This is a genomic window from Bilophila wadsworthia ATCC 49260 (assembly GCF_000701705.1).
GTDB lineage: Bacteria > Desulfobacterota > Desulfovibrionia > Desulfovibrionales > Desulfovibrionaceae > Bilophila > Bilophila wadsworthia.
Map to the genome: position 1 here is coordinate 1 of NZ_JNJP01000085.1, position 14,772 is coordinate 14,772.

The window sequence follows — 14,772 nt, forward strand, 5'->3', positions numbered from 1 at the left end:
GACCCCCTCCCCTCATCTTCCCAAGACTTTTGACTGGTGGGGAGGAGGCCCGCAGGGAGTTGCCTGTATTTAGTTGGAGTTGGCGACGTAAGTTGCTGGCAAGGCTGCGTACAGGGCCGCGCACTCGATGAGATCCTGTTTCCACGTCTTTTCGTCGGGAGCGTGGGCTTCCTTTTCCTTGCCGGGGCCGAAGCCGACGACCGGGATCCCGTAGCGGCCCATGATGGACACGCCGTTGGTGGAGAAGGTCCACTTGTCGGTGCGGGGTTCGCGTCCGAACAGGCTGCGGTAAGTCTCTTCGGTGGATTTCGTCACCACATGGTCTTCGGGCAGGACCCACGTGGGGAAGTAGCAGTCGGTGGGGTAGACGAGGCCGGTCCACGAGGGGACTTCGTAGGTGTACATGGACACCTTGGCCTTGTCTCCGGCGGCCTTGACCGAGGGCAGATTCTCAATCTGGGAAATGGCGAGATCCTTGTCTTCGCCGAAGGTCAGGCGGCGGTCCACGGAAATGGCGCAGCTGTCCGCCACCGCACAGCGGGAGGGCGAGGTGTAGAAAATCTGGGAAACGGTGAGGGTGCCCTTGCCGAGGAAGGGGTCGTCCGCGAGCCGGGCATTGAGCTGTTCAAGCTCGGTCATGATGTGGGCCATGCGGTAGATGGCGTTGTCGCCGCGTTCCGGGGCGGAACCGTGGCAGGATACGCCGCTTACGTCCACGCGGATTTCCATGCGCCCGCGCTGGCCGCGATAGATGCCGCCGTCGGTGGGTTCGGTGGATACCACAAATTCGGGCTTCAGCCCGTCTTCGTTGATGATGTACTGCCAGCACAGGCCGTCGCAGTTCTCTTCCTGCACGGTTCCGACCATGACGATGGTGCAGTCCTTGGGACACAGGCCAAGCTCTTTGATGATCTTCCCGGCATAAACCATGCTGGCCATGCCGCCTTCCTGATCGCTCGCGCCGCGCCCGCCGATGGTTTCGGCGTCTTCGTAGCCTTCGTAGGGATCAAAGGTCCAGTTGGAACGGTTGCCGACGCCCACGGTATCGATGTGCGCGTCAAAGGCGATGATGCGGGGGCCACTTCCGATAAAGCCGAGGACGTTGCCCATCTTGTCGATTTCGACCCTGTCGAAGCCGACCTTTTCCATTTCTTCCTTGATACGCCGGATCACGCCTTCTTCTTGGCAGCTTTCGCTCGGGATGCGGATCATATCGCGCAGGAATCGGGTCATTTCCGGTTCATACTTTTTGGCGAGTTCGTTAACACGGGAAAAATCGACGGTGCTCATGGGAAGCCTCCAGAGGAATGATGCCGGATGTCCGGTCTATTTCCCAAGAAAGCAATTGTCGGGCCAACGTTATGAGCCTTCATGATAGCGTATAAAACAAACCGATTAAACGAGTCTCCACGTCCTCTGACATTCCAAAAGGCTTCTCAGTTTGAGAAAATTCTCATTTCGGGAAACCGCAACGACGGTGCCTGGATGAAAATAAGAAAGGGCCGCCTCCGCAAAGGAGCAGGCCCTTTTCATACGAACTCCCCGGAAAGGGGGATTCGATAAAGTCGAAAGTCTTGGGAGGGAGAGAGGAGGGGGGGCGGGGGAGGGGGAGCCCTTCTCCAGAAGGGTTCCCCCTCCCCCGGTTAGCAATCCAATCACAGATTAAAACGATCCGCCCGTCGATACGCTGCCTTCCCACTGGCCTTTGGCGCGTACGGTGGCCGACTCGGAACACCCGGCGAGAAGCAGGGCGAGAAGGCAGGCGCAAAGCAGCAGCGCTCTCATGGCTATGCCTTGCCCATAAGCGATTCTTCGGTGGGCTGGGCGGAAAGCTTCTGTACGAGCTTCGTTCCGGCGGGCACGTCCTTCGTCACCCAGACGTTGCCGCCGATGATTGAACCGCTGCCGATGGTGATGCGTCCAAGGATGGTCGCCCCGGCGTACACGGTGACGTTGTCCTCAAGGATGGGGTGGCGGGGAACGCCCTTGACCAGCACGCCGTCGCCGTCCTTGGGGAACGACAGCGCGCCGAGGGTTACGCCCTGATAGAGGCGGCACCCCTTGCCGATGACGGCGGTTTCGCCGATGACCACGCCTGTCCCGTGATCGATGAAGAATTCTTCATCAATGGTCGCGCCCGGATGGATATCGATGCCGGTGGCGGAATGGGCCATCTCGGAAATGATGCGCGGGATGACCGGCACGCCGAGGTTGTACAGCTCGTGCGCGATGCGGTGGTGCGTCATGGTGAGTAGCGAGGGGTAACAGAAAATGGTTTCCCCGGCGCTGGTCGCGGCGGGATCGCCCTCATAGGCCGCCTTGGCGTCGGACGCCAGCAGCCGGCGGATGTGGGGGAGGCGCTGCATGAACTCCATGGCCTTGCGCATGGACACTTCTTCGCAACTCATGCAGTCGGTGGCGTAGCTTGCACAGGCGAAGCAGCCGCCGCGCCGGATCTGTTCGGCCAGCTTGCGGAAAATGGAGTCCAGATTGGCCGAGAGGTGGTAGCGCATGGATTCCACATGCACGCAGGAAACGCCGAAATAGCCGGGAAAGAGCGTGGCCTTGAGGCGCGACATGATCTCGCCGAGTTCTTCGAGCGAGGGCATGGGGGAATCGTGCAGCGGATGGTGCAGAACCGTCTCAAGCGAGGAAGGCGCGCACAACTGTTCCACGACGAGATCCAGATCGGGCATGGACGTTGGCGCTATGGGAGCGAGTGGTTTCATGGCGTACCTCGGGAAGGTTATTCGCCGCCCGCTTCGGAAGGCTGGGGCGACAGTCCGGGTTCGAGATCCTCAAATGCGGTGTAGGAGCCAAGATAGGCGAGCGTCGCCGTGCCGATGGGGCCGTTGCGCTGCTTGCCGATGATGATTTCCGCCGAGCCCTTGTGCGGGTTGTCGGGCTGCTTGTGGTATACTTCGTCGCGGTAGATGAACATGATGACGTCGGCGTCCTGTTCGATGGCGCCCGACTCGCGGAGGTCGGACAGCAGCGGACGTTTGTCCGTGCGCTCTTCCAGTTTACGGTTGAGCTGCGAAAGCGCCACGACCGGAATATCCATTTCCTTCGCCAGCCCCTTGAGCGAGCGGGAGATTTCCGAAATTTCCTGTTCGCGGGAGTCCGTCCGCTTGGATCCGCGCATGAGCTGGAGGTAGTCCACCATCACCAGGCCCACGCCGGATTCGGCCTTGAGCCGACGGGTGCGGGCGCGCAGTTCCAGCGGCGAGAGCGCGGGCGTGTCGTCGATGTAGATGGGGGCCTGCCCGAGCACGTCGGCGGCGTGATAGAGCCTGCTCCATTCCTCGGAGTCGAGATAGCCCCGGCGCAGGTGCCCCAGATCCACCTTGCCCCATGCGCAAAGCATACGCATCATGAGCTGATCCATCGACATTTCGAGGGAGTAGATGGCGACGGGCACGTTGTCCTGCACGGCGGCGCGCATGGCCATGTTCAGGGCGAAGGCGGTCTTGCCCATGGAGGGACGGGCCGCAACGATGATAAGGTCCGAAGGCTGGAGCCCGGCGGTCATCTGATCAAGGCGGTTGTAGCCTGTGGTGACGCCGGTGACGGCTTCCTTCTGCTCGAAGCGTTTGGTCAGTTCCTCAAAAACGCGGTTGACCAGTTCCTTGGAGCTTTTGAAGACCTTGCCGGAGGTACGTTCCGAGATGGAAAAGACGGCCTGTTCGGACTCGTCCAACAGGGCATCCACGCTGCGCGACTGGTCAAAGCAGTTGCTGATGATGTCGGAACACGCGCCGATGAGGGAGCGTTGCAGCGACTTGTCGCGGACGATGGTGGAATAATATTCGGCATTGGCCCCGCTGACGACGGTCTGTGCCAGTTCCGAAAGGTAGGCCGCTCCGCCCACTGCTTCGAGCTGTCCATGATCCTTGAGGTAGCTGGCTACCGAAACGAGATCGATGGGCGCGTTTTTGCGATAGAGTTCGAGGAAGCAGGTGTACAGCGTCTGGTGCGCGGGGAGGTAAAAATCGTCGGAGGAAAGCGTGTCCACGAGCGTGTGGAAGACGCTGTTACGGATAAAAATACCCCCCAGAACGGCCTGTTCGGCCTCAACGCTGTGGGGGGGGACTCGACGAAGCAGATCGTTCGTCGCCCGGTTGGGATCGGCAGGGGATGCCATGCGGAAATTCCTCTGTTGGGGACGCGTGAAAAAGAAGAGCAGAGGAGCTCACCGCCGAGTCGCCGCCCCCAGGGAAAACCGGGGGCGGCGCGAGAAACTATTCGGCGGCTTCTTCCGTCGGGGCCTCGGCCGGAGCTTCGGCGGCTTCCTCTTCAACGAGGTGCGCCTTGTCTTCGGAGACAACCTTCACGGTGAGGGAAGCGACGACGTCGGCATGCAGACGCACGCGGACGGGGTGATCGCCGAGGGTACGGATGGGATGGTCGAGCAGGATGCGGCGACGATCCACTTCGATGCCCTGAGCGGTCAACGCATCGCCGATGATGGCGGTGGTCACGGAGCCGTAGAGCTTGTCATTGTCGCCCACGCGCATGACGATCGGAAGAACGAGGCCTTCCAGCTTGCCGGCGATGTCGTCGGCGGCGGCGCGCAGGGCGTCCATACGGGCCTGCAGCTTCTTGCGTTCCAGTTCAAAAGCCTTGAGGTTACCGGGGGTGACCAGCATGGCCAGGCCCTGAGGCAACAGGTAGTTGCGGCCATAACCGGCCTTAACCGTCACCACATCGCCAAGGCGACCCAGGTTTTCCACATCGGCACGAAGAATGATTTTCATACCGGGTCTCCTTAGATGTTGCTCTTTTTCTTCACGTCAGAGGAATGGCCGGCGGTGTAGAACAGCAGAGCCATCTGACGGGCGCGCTTGATCTCGGTGGAGAGCAGGCGCTGGTGCTTGGCGCAGGTGCCAGTGATACGGCGGGCAATGATCTTGCCGCGTTCCGTGATATAGTCGCGCAGGATGTCGGGGCGCTTGTAATCCAGCGGCAGATCCGCGTCGGCGCAGAAGCGGCAGAACTTGCGACGAGGAGCAAACTTTTTCTTGAAGGCCATGTTACGCAACCTCCTCGGCCGCGTCGGCCAGCTTTACGGTAAGGAACTTGAACGCGCCGTCGCTGATGCGGATGATGCGTTCGAGTTCGGCCACGGTGTCGCCGGGGGCGACATATTCGAGGCGCACGAAGTAGCCGCGCATTTGCTTGCGGACAGGGTAGGCGAGGTCGCGCATACCCCAGTGATCCGCGGTGAACCGACCGCCGGCGCGTTCGATGACACCCGTGAAGGTGCCAAGCAACGCTTCACGCGCATCGGCAGCCAGCTCCGGGGAAAGGAGCAGCAAGGTTTCAAACTTTCTCATGCCAAGATCCTCCTTGTGGACTATGGCCTGTTCCCAGAGTCGCCCTCTTGGGCGCGATGAAACAGGCAAGGCAGAACACAACCCAATACGCAAACGGAAGCGCTCTGTCAAGCCGCTGCCCGTTTTTGTGCAACGGGTTGTGCGAAACGGACAATCATCATAAAGGATCGGCCAACCTATTTGGAGGAGGGCTTATGGATACGGAAAGGAAGTACCCGACGCGTGAGGTCGACGGTGTGGACGTCCCGCAGATGGGCATCAAAGAGCTGATCAAACAGCTTGGGTCGGCTCTTGAGACAATGGAAGGCAATCGCAAGTCGTATACCTCGCCCGAGGAAATCGAGGCGGGTACGCTTATGGTCGCTCTTTTCGGCAATTCTTTGTACTACATGCGTTTGTTTGACAAGAGCCTCCGCACGTTCGAGGCCGCACAGGACGCCGTGCTTGAAGAGCAGTTGCAGCAGGCCGATACGGTCGGCGGGATTTGCTGAGGTTCGGAAGGGGGAGAGTGACGCGCGGGGGAGAAGGAACCTTTCCGAGGAAAGGTTCCTTCTCCCCTCCCCCGGCCCTCCCTCATCTCATCTTCCAAAGACTTTCGACTGGCGGGGAGGCCGCGCGACGGGAGTTCCGTTGCGCGGTTTTTTGTATTCAGCGATAGACGGAAGGTTTCCTTTGCAGGGTCGGAGGAAAACACCTCAAAACGTCACGTGAAGGCCTGGTGGGGTTATGGGGATATTCATCTGTTTTACCACGATTTTTACCGTAATTGGACGAAAAGCAACTCCCTTTGGGCTGAGCATGAGGTTAATGCCGCTGTCGGTTTTCATCTCAGCACCTGAAGAGAGCAATGTGGTGTGTGCCATTAACCGCTTGTGCGATTTCGCCGGGTTGGATACTATAAAAGAAGAGAACCATCGTAGGCATTGCCATTGCCATTGAGGAATGACAGTTATCTCTGGGTAACGGAGGGTGGGCTTGGCTCTTTGTCTTCGCTGGCGCTGAGATGCCTTTGGCGTTGAATTTCCCGGATCAGGACCGTTTGCTTCGAGGTAAAATCCATGAAAGGGTTTCGTTTGGACCGTCCGGCGGATCGCTGGTGTCTTGGGTGCGGCCTTGTTCTCGTCTTGTCTCTGCTTCTTTCCGATACCGTATTGCGGGCGTATGTGGCCCTGACGGATGCGCACCCCTTTGCGGCGGGATTCTGCAAGTTCGCGTTGCTCGCAACGTTCGGGGAAAGCCTTGCGCAGCGGATGCTGGTAGGGCGTTACCTGCCGCCTCGTTTCGGCCTCGTGCCCCGCGCGCTGGCATGGGGCGTTCTCGGTATATGCATCACGCTGGCGTTCATGATTTTTTCCGCTGGCGTACCGCTGGCCATGTCCCGGATCGGCATGGATTGGGCCGCGCGTGCGCTGGCCGGTCCGTTCGGCACGGAGAAACTGCTCACGGCGTTTGCCATCAGTTTGTGCCTGAACACCTTGTTTGCACCGGTCCTCATGGTGGCCCATAAGGTCAGCGATCTGCATATCGCCCGTTATGAGGGGACGCTGCGCTGCTTGTGGCACCTTCCCGACGTCGGCGGGCTGTTGAAGTCCGTCAACTGGGACGTCATGTGGCGGCTGGTGCTGTTCCGCACCGTGCTCTTCTTCTGGATCCCCGTCCATACCATTACGTTTCTGCTGCCAGAAGCCTTCCGGGTGTTGTTCGCCGCCTTGCTCGGAGCGGTACTCGGCCTGATCCTCGCGTGGGCCGGTTCGCGGCAGGCGAGGGGCTAGGTTGGCGCCTTATCTGTTTATTTTTGATAAGAGCCCCCTTGCAGCGAGCGAGATCAAAGAAAGGCTGATTGAAGCCCTGTCTCAAACCGATGAAAAATCGCTTGAGCATATCTACAACAGCATCCTGTTTGCTTTGAACAAGACAAGGCAATAGCGGTAAGCTGACCACTATGAGTCAATGAAACATAGAGATTCGATTTTTCTTGTGGGCAAGACGAAAGGGGATGAGAAACAGGGCGCTCCCTCAAAGGCATTGTGAGGAGAACCCGTAGCTCGTCGTATTGGCAGAACGGGTAGAAGGGTACGCAGACAGATACGAAAAAAGGACTTGTGCCCATAAGACACAAGTCCTGTATTTCCAAGTGGTGCCGGGGGACAGAATTGAACTGCCCACACGGGGATTTTCAGTCCCCTGCTCTACCAACTGAGCTACCCCGGCTCGACAGGGAGAGTAACTACGCAAACTCTCCCGTCTTGGCAAGCTTTTTTTCGCTTTTTTTCCGAATTTTTTTCGAAATGTCTCTAATACGCGGAAAACGTATGAGAAAAATCAGCTATTGGACAGGCACGATGCTCTTGATGATCACGGGCGTTTTCGGGACATCCTGATAGGGGCCGTAGCTGCCGGTGGATACGCTCTTGATACGGTCCACGACGTCCTGCCCCTGAATGACCTTGCCGAACACGGCATAGCCGTAGCCGGACGGCGTTTCGTTCTTGTGGTTCAGGAAGTCGTTGTTCGCCACGTTGATGAAGAACTGCGCCGTGGCGGAGTCGGGATCGTTGGTACGGGCCATGGCGATGGTGTAGGCGTCGTTCTTGAGGCCGTTCCCGGCTTCGTTGACCACGGGCTTGCGGGAGTTGGCCTTTTCCTGCATGTCGGCGGTATGGCCGCCGCCCTGAATCATGAATCCGTTGATGACGCGGTGGAAGATCGTGTTGTTGTAGAAGCCGGATTTCACGTAATACAAGAAGTTGCTGACGGTTTTGGGCGCTTTCGCGGGGTTCAGTTCAACGACGATGTCGCCCATGCTGGTTTCGATTTTGACTTTGGGCAGGGGCGCGGCGGCATGGCTCTGAACGGGCAGAAGGCTCGCGCCAAAGCACAGGGCGAGCGCCAGAACGGCGATACGGATGCTCTGCATGATTGTCTCCATAAAAGATGAAAGAGTCCGCCGGATGCGGCGGCTCCCCCTAGTATAGGGAAGAGGATGCCGCTTGAAAAGCGGATTACGCGCACTCCCCGGCTACAGCACTTCCCAGTCCCTGACGCGCAGTTCGACCGAGGCGATGCCGTTGTAGGCGTTGATGCCCGGCGTATACGCGAGCCGGATGCGCTGCCCCTGTATGCTTTCGGGGATTTGATCCGCCTGCCGCCATGCCTTGGCCTGCAAGGTGATGCCGGAGCCTTCTTCCGTCACCTCAAGCGAGATGTGTTCGCGGGAATGGCCGAACGCCTTGCGCTTTTTCACCCGCAGGGGCAGCGAGGCGAAAATGGGCTCGGGGTTGCCGATGCCGAAGGGCTGGAGCAGTTCGAGCCCCTTCAGCACGGTAAAATCCGAGGCCTGCGAAAAAGGCATTTCCGCATCAATCTTCAAGGATGGCGTGAGCGGTGCCTCCCCGAGCTCCTCCCGGATGACGGCATCGAAACGCTCGCGCAGTTCGTCCAGACGGCCGGGAGCGATACGGAGCCCTGCGGCCTGCCTGTGCCCGCCAAAGCCGAGCAGCATGTCGGCGCAGCGCGTGAGGCCCGCGTGGAGGTCGAATTCCGGAACGGAGCGGCCTGATCCTTTCAGGCTTTCCCCGTCGGAACAGAGAATCAGCACTGGGCGGTAGTAGACTTCCACGATACGCGAAGCCACGATGCCGATGACGCCCTGATGCCAGTCCTTGCCGTACAGCACGAAGCCCAGCCGTTTTGGGTTGGCCTCGGCCTGTTCAAGCGCTTCTTTGTAGATGCGGTCTTCTTCGGAACGGCGCTCGTCGTTCAGGGAGGTCAGCGTTTGGGCCAGTTTGGCTGCCTCGTCGTGCGAGGGTGTGAGCAGCATGTCGTGGGCCAGCGTGGGGCTGCCCAGACGCCCGGCGGCGTTGATGCGCGGGGCGAGATTGAAAACCACCTGTCCCGCGCCGAGGGCCGCCACGGGGGAAAAGCCGCTGGCCCCCTTGAGCTCGGCGAGGCCGGGGCGTTTGGCCTCCGCGATTTTGAGCAGGCCGTTCTTGACGAGGATGCGGTTCTGCCCCGTGAGCGAAACCATGTCCGCCAGCGTGCCGAGTGCCACGAGGTCCAGCACCTGCCGCATGTCCATGCGCTTGCCCGACATGGCTTCCAGCTTGCCGTTGAGGGCGGCCATGAGGAAGAAGGCCACGCCCACGCCCGCCAGATGCGGACAGGGGTTGTCTTCGCTGAGGCGCGGGTTGGTGATCGCGTGGGCGGGCGGCAGCTCCTCGGGCGGCATGTGGTGATCGGATACCACCACCATGAAGCCCAGCTCCCTGGCCCGTTCCACGGCCTTCACATCGCTGATGCCGCAGTCCACGGTCAGCAGGATGCCCGGCCCTTCTTCGGCGGCGAGGCGTTCGATTTCAGGGATGTTGAGGCCGTAGCCTTCTTTCCGCCTGTCCGGGAGGTGTACCGTGGAGGGCACGTCATGGAAGCGGAGCGTTTGCAGGATGAGCGTGGCACCGGTGATGCCGTCCACGTCGTAGTCGCCCCAGATGAGCACGTTGCGGCCTTCGCGGATGCCTTGTTCCAGCGCGTCGACCGCTTCCTGCATACCGGGCCAGCAGTCCGGGGGTGCGAGGTGGCGCAGCCCCGGCGAGAGGAACGAATCCATTTGAGCGGAAGTTTCCAGCCCGCGCTGCCAGAGCAGGTCGGCTACGACCTGAGGGACACCCAGCTTGTCCGCCCATCCGGCGGGGCAGGGACCCTTATCGGGCTGGTTGCGGAATTTCCATATTTTCATGGTGATACCAGTGTGTTGGATGTTGAACTCGGAGGGGGAGGGAGAAACTTTCTGTAGAAAGTTTCTCCCTCCCCCTCCGAACCTCCCCCTTCCTCTTCAAAGACGTTCGACTGGTGGGGAGGCTGCGCGTCAGGAGTTGAAGAATCCAAAAAAGTTCAATGGGATGGATTCCGATCGGCCCGTTCCCGCATATGAAGACAGGCTGGATACCGCGCGCGAAAGTCTTGGGAGGGGAGAGGGTGGGGTGTTGGGAGGGGGGGGGAGCCCCCTCTAAAGAAGGGTTCCCCTCTCCCTCCCAACATTCGCGTTTACGCCTTTTCCATCTCGTCCAGAATGGCCCGGGCCGCATCGGCGGGGACGGGGGCCTTGGTGATGGGGCGGCCTACGACGAGGAAATCGCTGCCGATGCGCACGGCCTGCGCGGGCGTCATGATGCGGCGCTGGTCGTCGGAAGCGGAGCCGGATGCCGGGCGGATACCGGGCGTCAGGCACATCAGGCCGGGGCAGCGGGATTTGATGGCTTCGACTTCGTGGCCGGAGCAGACCACGCCGTCCAGCCCCCACGCCTGGCCGCCCGCCGCGAGATCGACGGCAAGGCCGGAAAGGTTCTCTCCATAACCGGGCAGTTCGCCAGGGGCCATGCTGGTGAGCACGGTCACCGCGAAGAGCAGGGGCTTGGGGCCGCCTTCCTCGGCGCTTTGCCTGACCGCATCGACGGCGGCATGGATCATGCGTTCCCCGCCGAGCGCGTGGAGGGTGATGAGGTCGACGCCCATGAGGCAGGCCGAACGCACGCCGCCCGCGACCGTGTTCGGGATGTCGAACATCTTGAGGTCGAGCATGACCTTGAAGCCCATATCCTTGAGCTTCTTGACGACGGCGGGGCCTTCGTGGGTGAAGAGTTCAAGGCCGACCTTCATCCAGATTGGGCAGCCGCGCAGGGATTCGGCGGTGGCGAGGGCGTCTTCGGCGTTGGTATAGTCGAGGGCTACAATGAGTTGCGCCATGAGTTCATCCTTCCAGAATGGTGTTTGCCAGCCCCGGGCGGTGTGCGGGGTGGAGCGTCGAGGCAAGGTAGACCGCGCGCAGCTCGTCATAGGCCTTGTCCAGATTGTCGTTGACGATCCATGCATCGAACCAGTGGGCCTGGCGGATTTCGGAGGCGGCGTTGGACAGGCGGCGGGCGATGCTCGCCTCGTCGTCCGTGCCGCGCCCGCGCAGCCGGCGTTCCAGTTCGCTCAGGGACGGCGGCAGGAGAAAGACGTATTGCCCGCGCGGGAGCGAAAGGTGCAGCTGGGCCGCGCCCTGAACGTCGATGTCGAACAGGACGTCCTGCCCGGCTTTCAGGGTTTCGAGCACGGGGGCCAGCGGCGTCCCGTAATAATTGCCGTGCACGTTGGCCCATTCCGCGAAAAATCCGGCTTCCCGGCGGCGGAGGAATTCTTCGACCGAAAGGAAATGGTAGTCCTCGCCGTTCGTTTCATGGCCGCGCGGGGCCCGGGTGGTGCAGGAGATGGAATAGGCGAAGTTCGGGAATTCGTCCCGCAGGCGTTGGATGAGCGTTGTCTTTCCCGTCCCTGAAGGAGCGCATACGACGAGCAGCACTCCGGAGCGGGCGGTTATGGTTGGCGTCGTATCAGGCATTGTCCTCCTCCTGCATGAAACGTTGACCCAGAGTGTCCGGCAGGATGGCGGAAAGGATCACGTGATTGGAATCGGTTATGATGATGGAACGGGTTTTCCGGCCTTGGGTGGCGTCCACCAGGCGGCCTTCCGTGCGGGCATCCTCACGCAGGCGGCGCATGGGAGAAGACGCCGGGTTGATGATGCCCACGACGCGGGAAGCGACCACGAAATTGCCGAACCCGAGGTTGATGATCCGTTCTTTTGACATGGTTATTCCAAATTCTGGACCTGCTCGCGGCATTTTTCCAGTTCGTTCTTGAAGTCCACCACAAGGCGGGACGTCTGGGCGTCCTGAATTTTGTTGCCGCAGGTGGCGATTTCGCGGAAGCACTCCTGAAGCGTGAAGTCAAGGCGCCGTCCGGCGTCGGTCCCGATTTCAAGGAGATCGCGCAGGCGTTCCAGATGGGCATGGAGGCGGGTGAGTTCTTCGCTGACGTCGAGCTTGTCCGAGAGGACGACCATTTCCTGAAGGAAGCGGCCTTCTTCCAGTTCACCGTTGACGGCGGCGAGGGCTTCGGAAAGACGCTCGCGGAGCACGGCGAACCGTTCTTCCTTGATCTCGGGCGCGCGTTCGTCGATGCGCGAAACCCATTCTTCCATCTGGGCGATGCGGGAGGTCATGTCGCGGGCCAGTGCCGCGCCTTCCGTTTCGCGGGATTCGTTCCAGTCCTCAAGCGCGGCGATAAGGCCCTCTTCGAGGCGTTCTTCCATTTCGTCGTCCCCGTCCTCGCTTTCGCGTTCCCAGAGCGTGGGGATGGCGAACAGGGCGTTGTAGTCCGGCTCGAAGGTGTCCCCGTGCAGGTCCGCGAGCGCGGCCACCTGATCCAGCATGGCCGAAGCCTGCGCCGCGTCAAAACGGAGGTTGGCCGCCGCGCCGCGCTGCTGGAGCGTGAGGGTGATTTCCATGCGGCCCCGCGCGGCAAAGCGCCGGACCACGCGTTCCAGACGGGATTCCAGCCCCCGCGCCTGAAGAGGAAGCCGCCATTTGAGATCCAGATGGCGGTTGTTTACACTCCGTATTTCCCACGTTTGCGTCCAGTCCGCGTCTTCCATGACGCAACGGCCGAAGCCGGTCATACTCCGCAACATAGGTCCTCCTTCGGGCTATCAGCGTTGGGGATGGCTATCCGCATTATGTTACGGCATAAAGTTTTTCGGCACAAGAGCGGGAGTGGTTTGTCCGGCACTGGCTTCCCGTTTGATTTCAGTATATCCTCAATCCGATATGGGAATATGCCGTGGAAAGGAACCTGTCCGCCGTTTTTCGGCGTTTATTGTTCTTTTCCAGATAATACAAGGTATTTTGTCTTTTGAAGCGGGTTTTGGCAGTTGTTCCGGCCGTGGAATGCCGCGCGTGGAAATCCGCCCGTCGCTTTTCTTCACGTTCTTAATCAAGCAACAGGATGGGATGCCTATGGCCGTTCTTTGCGTGGAAGACCTCGATCATCTGGTGCTTACAGTCGCCGACATCAAGGCTACGTGCCGTTTTTATCAGCAGGTGCTCGGCATGACGCCGTTCACGTTCGGCAACGGGCGCACCGCCCTTTCGTTCGGCAACCGTAAGATCAATCTTCATGAAGTGGGCAAGGGGTATCCCCCTCAGGCCCACAATCCTCTTCCGGGCACGGCGGATCTGTGCTTCCTTTCCCGGACGCCGGCCGTTGAAATGCTGGATCACCTCAAAGCCAATGGTGTCCCTGTGGAAGAGGGGCCGGTGCGGCGCGAAGGCGCCCTCGGGCCCATTACCTCCGTGTATTTCCGTGACCCTGACGGAAATTTGATCGAAGTGGCGAATTATACGGAAGCCTGAGCTTCCGCAAGGTCTGTCATGCGCGTTTTGCCTTTCACGAAGTATTCTCCTTGCGGAAACACGACCATTCTTGTCCGGGAGTCCTCCTTGTCTCCGGCGGACAGGGCCCGCGTCGCCGCCGAAATCATTGCGCCGGGGCATCTGGAAGCGGAGCAGGCCGGGTATGTGGACACCGCCGCTCCCGTCCCGAGGCTGGACATGATGGGCGGGGAGTTCTGCGTGAACGCGACCCGTGCCTTTGCGGCGCTGCTTGCCGAAGAGGGGAAGCTCAGCCCGGAAAGCGGCGGGCTTGGCGGGATCGTGAGCGTATCCGGGATGCCGGAACGCCTGCGCGTCCACGTCCGGCGTCTGGCCGCCCACCGTTTCGAGTCCTCCGTCCTCTTGGATCTGCCGCAAGCGCCCCCGTTGGAGAACGTGGCTCCGGGCATGTATCTTGTCCGGGTGCCGGGCATTGCGCATCTGGTGCTGGATGCCGCCGCGCATCCGCTCCCCGCCGACAAGGATCGGGACACCGCCGCGCTGTTTGCCCGTTTCGGGCTGCTGGGTGAGGATGCCGCCGGGTGCATCTGGCTTCATCGTGAACCGTCCGGCCTGCGGATTACGCCTTTTGTATGGGTACGCGGGACCGGGACGACCTACGCCGAGACGGCCTGCGGTTCCGGGACATTGGCTGCGTCCATCGTCTGCCGGGGCGTTTACGGCGACGGGGGGGAGCTGTCGCTGATGCAGCCGGGCGGTGAGCCGCTGCGTGTCGTGCCGGACGGATCCGCCTATCCCGGAGGTTGGGCCGCGTGGGTCGGCGGGCCTGTCAAGCGCATAGCCCGGGGGGACGTTTTTGTGGAATGTCTGGATGGAGAAGGGAGAACCGGGGGGGACCCCCATCCCTCCTCTTCCCAAGACTTTTGACTGGCGGGGAGGCTGCGCGGCGGGAGTTCCGTTGGATGAGGCGGCAGCTTGACGAGGAGGCCGAATTTCGTCATTTTTTCAGAACAGGCCTCAAGCCGGGACAAAAAGAAAGGCGGGACGTTCTTTGAACGCGTCCCGCCTTTCTCTGTTTTTATGTCTGGTATTTTTTGCGGTATAGAGTGTTTTTATCTTGGAAATACTGTTTTAAGGGGGGCTTCAGGGAACGCTGGGGACAGGGATTCGATAAACGTGAAAGTCTTTGAAGAGAAGGGGGTGGGGTCTGGGGAGGGGGAGGGGAA

The 14,772-nt window shown here is 60.6% G+C and carries 19 protein-coding genes and 1 tRNA gene; 6 read left to right on the forward strand and 14 right to left on the reverse strand.

Features of this window, described 5'->3' with window-relative positions; all coding sequences use genetic code 11:
* Window positions 1-69 precede the first annotated feature (69 nt).
* From T370_RS0118230 to rpsF, 7 genes are all read right to left on the reverse strand, one after another.
* Window positions 70-1,290 (reverse strand): YgeY family selenium metabolism-linked hydrolase, encoded by a 1,221-nt coding sequence (locus T370_RS0118230; protein ID WP_029436600.1) that lies wholly within the window; start codon window positions 1,288-1,290, stop codon window positions 70-72.
* A 372-nt stretch (window positions 1,291-1,662) separates the two neighbouring features.
* On the reverse strand, window positions 1,663-1,785 hold the full coding sequence (locus T370_RS26140; protein ID WP_009379867.1) for a hypothetical protein: 123 nt from the start codon (window positions 1,783-1,785) through the stop codon (window positions 1,663-1,665).
* A gap of 2 nt (window positions 1,786-1,787) precedes the next feature.
* Window positions 1,788-2,729, reverse strand: a complete 942-nt coding sequence (epsC, locus tag T370_RS0118240) for a serine O-acetyltransferase EpsC (RefSeq protein ID WP_005028785.1) — start codon at window positions 2,727-2,729, stop codon at window positions 1,788-1,790.
* Between the two features lie 17 nt (window positions 2,730-2,746).
* A complete protein-coding gene (gene dnaB / locus T370_RS0118245) occupies window positions 2,747-4,144 on the reverse strand; it encodes a replicative DNA helicase (RefSeq protein WP_005028786.1) in 1,398 nt (465 codons plus the stop codon).
* Window positions 4,145-4,241: 97 nt separating this feature from the next.
* Window positions 4,242-4,757, reverse strand: coding sequence for a 50S ribosomal protein L9 (gene rplI, locus T370_RS0118250; protein ID WP_005028787.1), 516 nt, complete (start codon window positions 4,755-4,757; stop codon window positions 4,242-4,244).
* Between the two features lie 11 nt (window positions 4,758-4,768).
* Window positions 4,769-5,032, reverse strand: coding sequence for a 30S ribosomal protein S18 (gene rpsR / locus T370_RS0118255; RefSeq protein ID WP_005028788.1), 264 nt, complete (start codon window positions 5,030-5,032; stop codon window positions 4,769-4,771).
* Window position 5,033: 1 nt separating this feature from the next.
* Window positions 5,034-5,336 carry a 30S ribosomal protein S6 gene (gene rpsF, locus T370_RS0118260; protein ID WP_005028789.1) on the reverse strand — a complete coding sequence of 101 codons (303 nt, stop codon included), beginning with the start codon at window positions 5,334-5,336 and terminating at the stop codon, window positions 5,034-5,036.
* Between the two features lie 194 nt (window positions 5,337-5,530).
* Here rpsF and T370_RS0118265 point away from each other — a divergent pair, with 194 nt between their 5' ends.
* The 3 genes from T370_RS0118265 (at window position 5,531) to T370_RS25235 (ending at window position 7,262) form a co-directional block, all read left to right on the forward strand.
* A complete protein-coding gene (locus T370_RS0118265; protein WP_005028790.1) occupies window positions 5,531-5,827 on the forward strand; it encodes a hypothetical protein in 297 nt (98 codons plus the stop codon).
* 567 nt (window positions 5,828-6,394) lie between these two features.
* Complete coding sequence (locus T370_RS0118270; RefSeq protein WP_016360552.1) at window positions 6,395-7,108, forward strand: hypothetical protein; 714 nt, start codon at window positions 6,395-6,397, stop codon at window positions 7,106-7,108.
* 1 nt (window position 7,109) lies between these two features.
* Window positions 7,110-7,262, forward strand: coding sequence for a hypothetical protein (locus T370_RS25235; protein ID WP_005028793.1), 153 nt, complete (start codon window positions 7,110-7,112; stop codon window positions 7,260-7,262).
* 209 nt (window positions 7,263-7,471) lie between these two features.
* On the opposite strand, the gene T370_RS0118280 is transcribed toward T370_RS25235, so the two are convergent.
* The 7 genes from T370_RS0118280 to T370_RS0118310 form a co-directional block, all read right to left on the reverse strand.
* Window positions 7,472-7,547, reverse strand: a tRNA-Phe gene (locus T370_RS0118280).
* A 115-nt stretch (window positions 7,548-7,662) separates the two neighbouring features.
* The gene (locus T370_RS0118285) at window positions 7,663-8,253 is read right to left on the reverse strand and encodes a peptidylprolyl isomerase (RefSeq protein ID WP_009379859.1); all 591 of its coding nucleotides are present in this window, start codon (window positions 8,251-8,253) and stop codon (window positions 7,663-7,665) included.
* Between the two features lie 102 nt (window positions 8,254-8,355).
* On the reverse strand, window positions 8,356-10,071 hold the full coding sequence (gene recJ / locus T370_RS0118290) for a single-stranded-DNA-specific exonuclease RecJ (RefSeq protein WP_005028796.1): 1,716 nt from the start codon (window positions 10,069-10,071) through the stop codon (window positions 8,356-8,358).
* 308 nt (window positions 10,072-10,379) lie between these two features.
* A complete protein-coding gene (gene pyrF / locus T370_RS0118295; RefSeq protein WP_029436602.1) occupies window positions 10,380-11,078 on the reverse strand; it encodes an orotidine-5'-phosphate decarboxylase in 699 nt (232 codons plus the stop codon).
* A 4-nt stretch (window positions 11,079-11,082) separates the two neighbouring features.
* Window positions 11,083-11,715: a guanylate kinase gene (gene gmk / locus T370_RS0118300; protein WP_029436603.1), complete on the reverse strand. Its 633-nt coding sequence runs from the start codon at window positions 11,713-11,715 to the stop codon at window positions 11,083-11,085.
* A complete protein-coding gene (locus tag T370_RS0118305) occupies window positions 11,708-11,965 on the reverse strand; it encodes a DUF370 domain-containing protein (protein ID WP_005028799.1) in 258 nt (85 codons plus the stop codon). Before T370_RS0118305 ends, gmk begins: the two co-directional genes overlap by 8 nt.
* A 2-nt stretch (window positions 11,966-11,967) precedes the next feature.
* Window positions 11,968-12,846 carry a YicC/YloC family endoribonuclease gene (locus tag T370_RS0118310; protein ID WP_005028800.1) on the reverse strand — a complete coding sequence of 293 codons (879 nt, stop codon included), beginning with the start codon at window positions 12,844-12,846 and terminating at the stop codon, window positions 11,968-11,970.
* Between the two features lie 325 nt (window positions 12,847-13,171).
* On the opposite strand from T370_RS0118310, the gene T370_RS0118315 reads away from it, so the two are divergent.
* The 3 genes from T370_RS0118315 to T370_RS25765 form a co-directional block, all read left to right on the forward strand.
* Window positions 13,172-13,567: a VOC family protein gene (locus tag T370_RS0118315; RefSeq protein WP_029436604.1), complete on the forward strand. Its 396-nt coding sequence runs from the start codon at window positions 13,172-13,174 to the stop codon at window positions 13,565-13,567.
* Between the two features lie 18 nt (window positions 13,568-13,585).
* Window positions 13,586-14,473 (forward strand): histidine racemase CntK family protein, encoded by an 888-nt coding sequence (locus tag T370_RS0118320; RefSeq protein WP_029436605.1) that lies wholly within the window; start codon window positions 13,586-13,588, stop codon window positions 14,471-14,473.
* Between the two features lie 48 nt (window positions 14,474-14,521).
* The coding region (locus T370_RS25765) for a hypothetical protein (RefSeq protein WP_211250535.1) at window positions 14,522-14,772 on the forward strand (251 nt) is incomplete at its 3' end.

Bases quoted from the DNA above. Each gene is read 5' to 3' on its own strand.
- T370_RS0118230 (WP_029436600.1), bottom strand. From the start codon at position 1,290: ATGAGCACCGTCGATTTTTCCCGTGTTAACGAACTCGCCAAAAAGTAT.
- T370_RS26140 (WP_009379867.1), bottom strand. From the start codon at position 1,785: ATGAGAGCGCTGCTGCTTTGCGCCTGCCTTCTCGCCCTGCTTCTCGCC.
- epsC (WP_005028785.1), bottom strand. From the start codon at position 2,729: ATGAAACCACTCGCTCCCATAGCGCCAACGTCCATGCCCGATCTGGAT.
- dnaB (WP_005028786.1), bottom strand. From the start codon at position 4,144: ATGGCATCCCCTGCCGATCCCAACCGGGCGACGAACGATCTGCTTCGT.
- rplI (WP_005028787.1), bottom strand. From the start codon at position 4,757: ATGAAAATCATTCTTCGTGCCGATGTGGAAAACCTGGGTCGCCTTGGC.
- rpsR (WP_005028788.1), bottom strand. From the start codon at position 5,032: ATGGCCTTCAAGAAAAAGTTTGCTCCTCGTCGCAAGTTCTGCCGCTTC.
- rpsF (WP_005028789.1), bottom strand. From the start codon at position 5,336: ATGAGAAAGTTTGAAACCTTGCTGCTCCTTTCCCCGGAGCTGGCTGCC.
- T370_RS0118265 (WP_005028790.1), top strand. From the start codon at position 5,531: ATGGATACGGAAAGGAAGTACCCGACGCGTGAGGTCGACGGTGTGGAC.
- T370_RS0118270 (WP_016360552.1), top strand. From the start codon at position 6,395: ATGAAAGGGTTTCGTTTGGACCGTCCGGCGGATCGCTGGTGTCTTGGG.
- T370_RS0118285 (WP_009379859.1), bottom strand. From the start codon at position 8,253: ATGCAGAGCATCCGTATCGCCGTTCTGGCGCTCGCCCTGTGCTTTGGC.
- recJ (WP_005028796.1), bottom strand. From the start codon at position 10,071: ATGAAAATATGGAAATTCCGCAACCAGCCCGATAAGGGTCCCTGCCCC.
- pyrF (WP_029436602.1), bottom strand. From the start codon at position 11,078: ATGGCGCAACTCATTGTAGCCCTCGACTATACCAACGCCGAAGACGCC.
- gmk (WP_029436603.1), bottom strand. From the start codon at position 11,715: ATGCCTGATACGACGCCAACCATAACCGCCCGCTCCGGAGTGCTGCTC.
- T370_RS0118305 (WP_005028799.1), bottom strand. From the start codon at position 11,965: ATGTCAAAAGAACGGATCATCAACCTCGGGTTCGGCAATTTCGTGGTC.
- T370_RS0118310 (WP_005028800.1), bottom strand. From the start codon at position 12,846: ATGTTGCGGAGTATGACCGGCTTCGGCCGTTGCGTCATGGAAGACGCG.
- T370_RS0118315 (WP_029436604.1), top strand. From the start codon at position 13,172: ATGGCCGTTCTTTGCGTGGAAGACCTCGATCATCTGGTGCTTACAGTC.
- T370_RS0118320 (WP_029436605.1), top strand. From the start codon at position 13,586: ATGCGCGTTTTGCCTTTCACGAAGTATTCTCCTTGCGGAAACACGACC.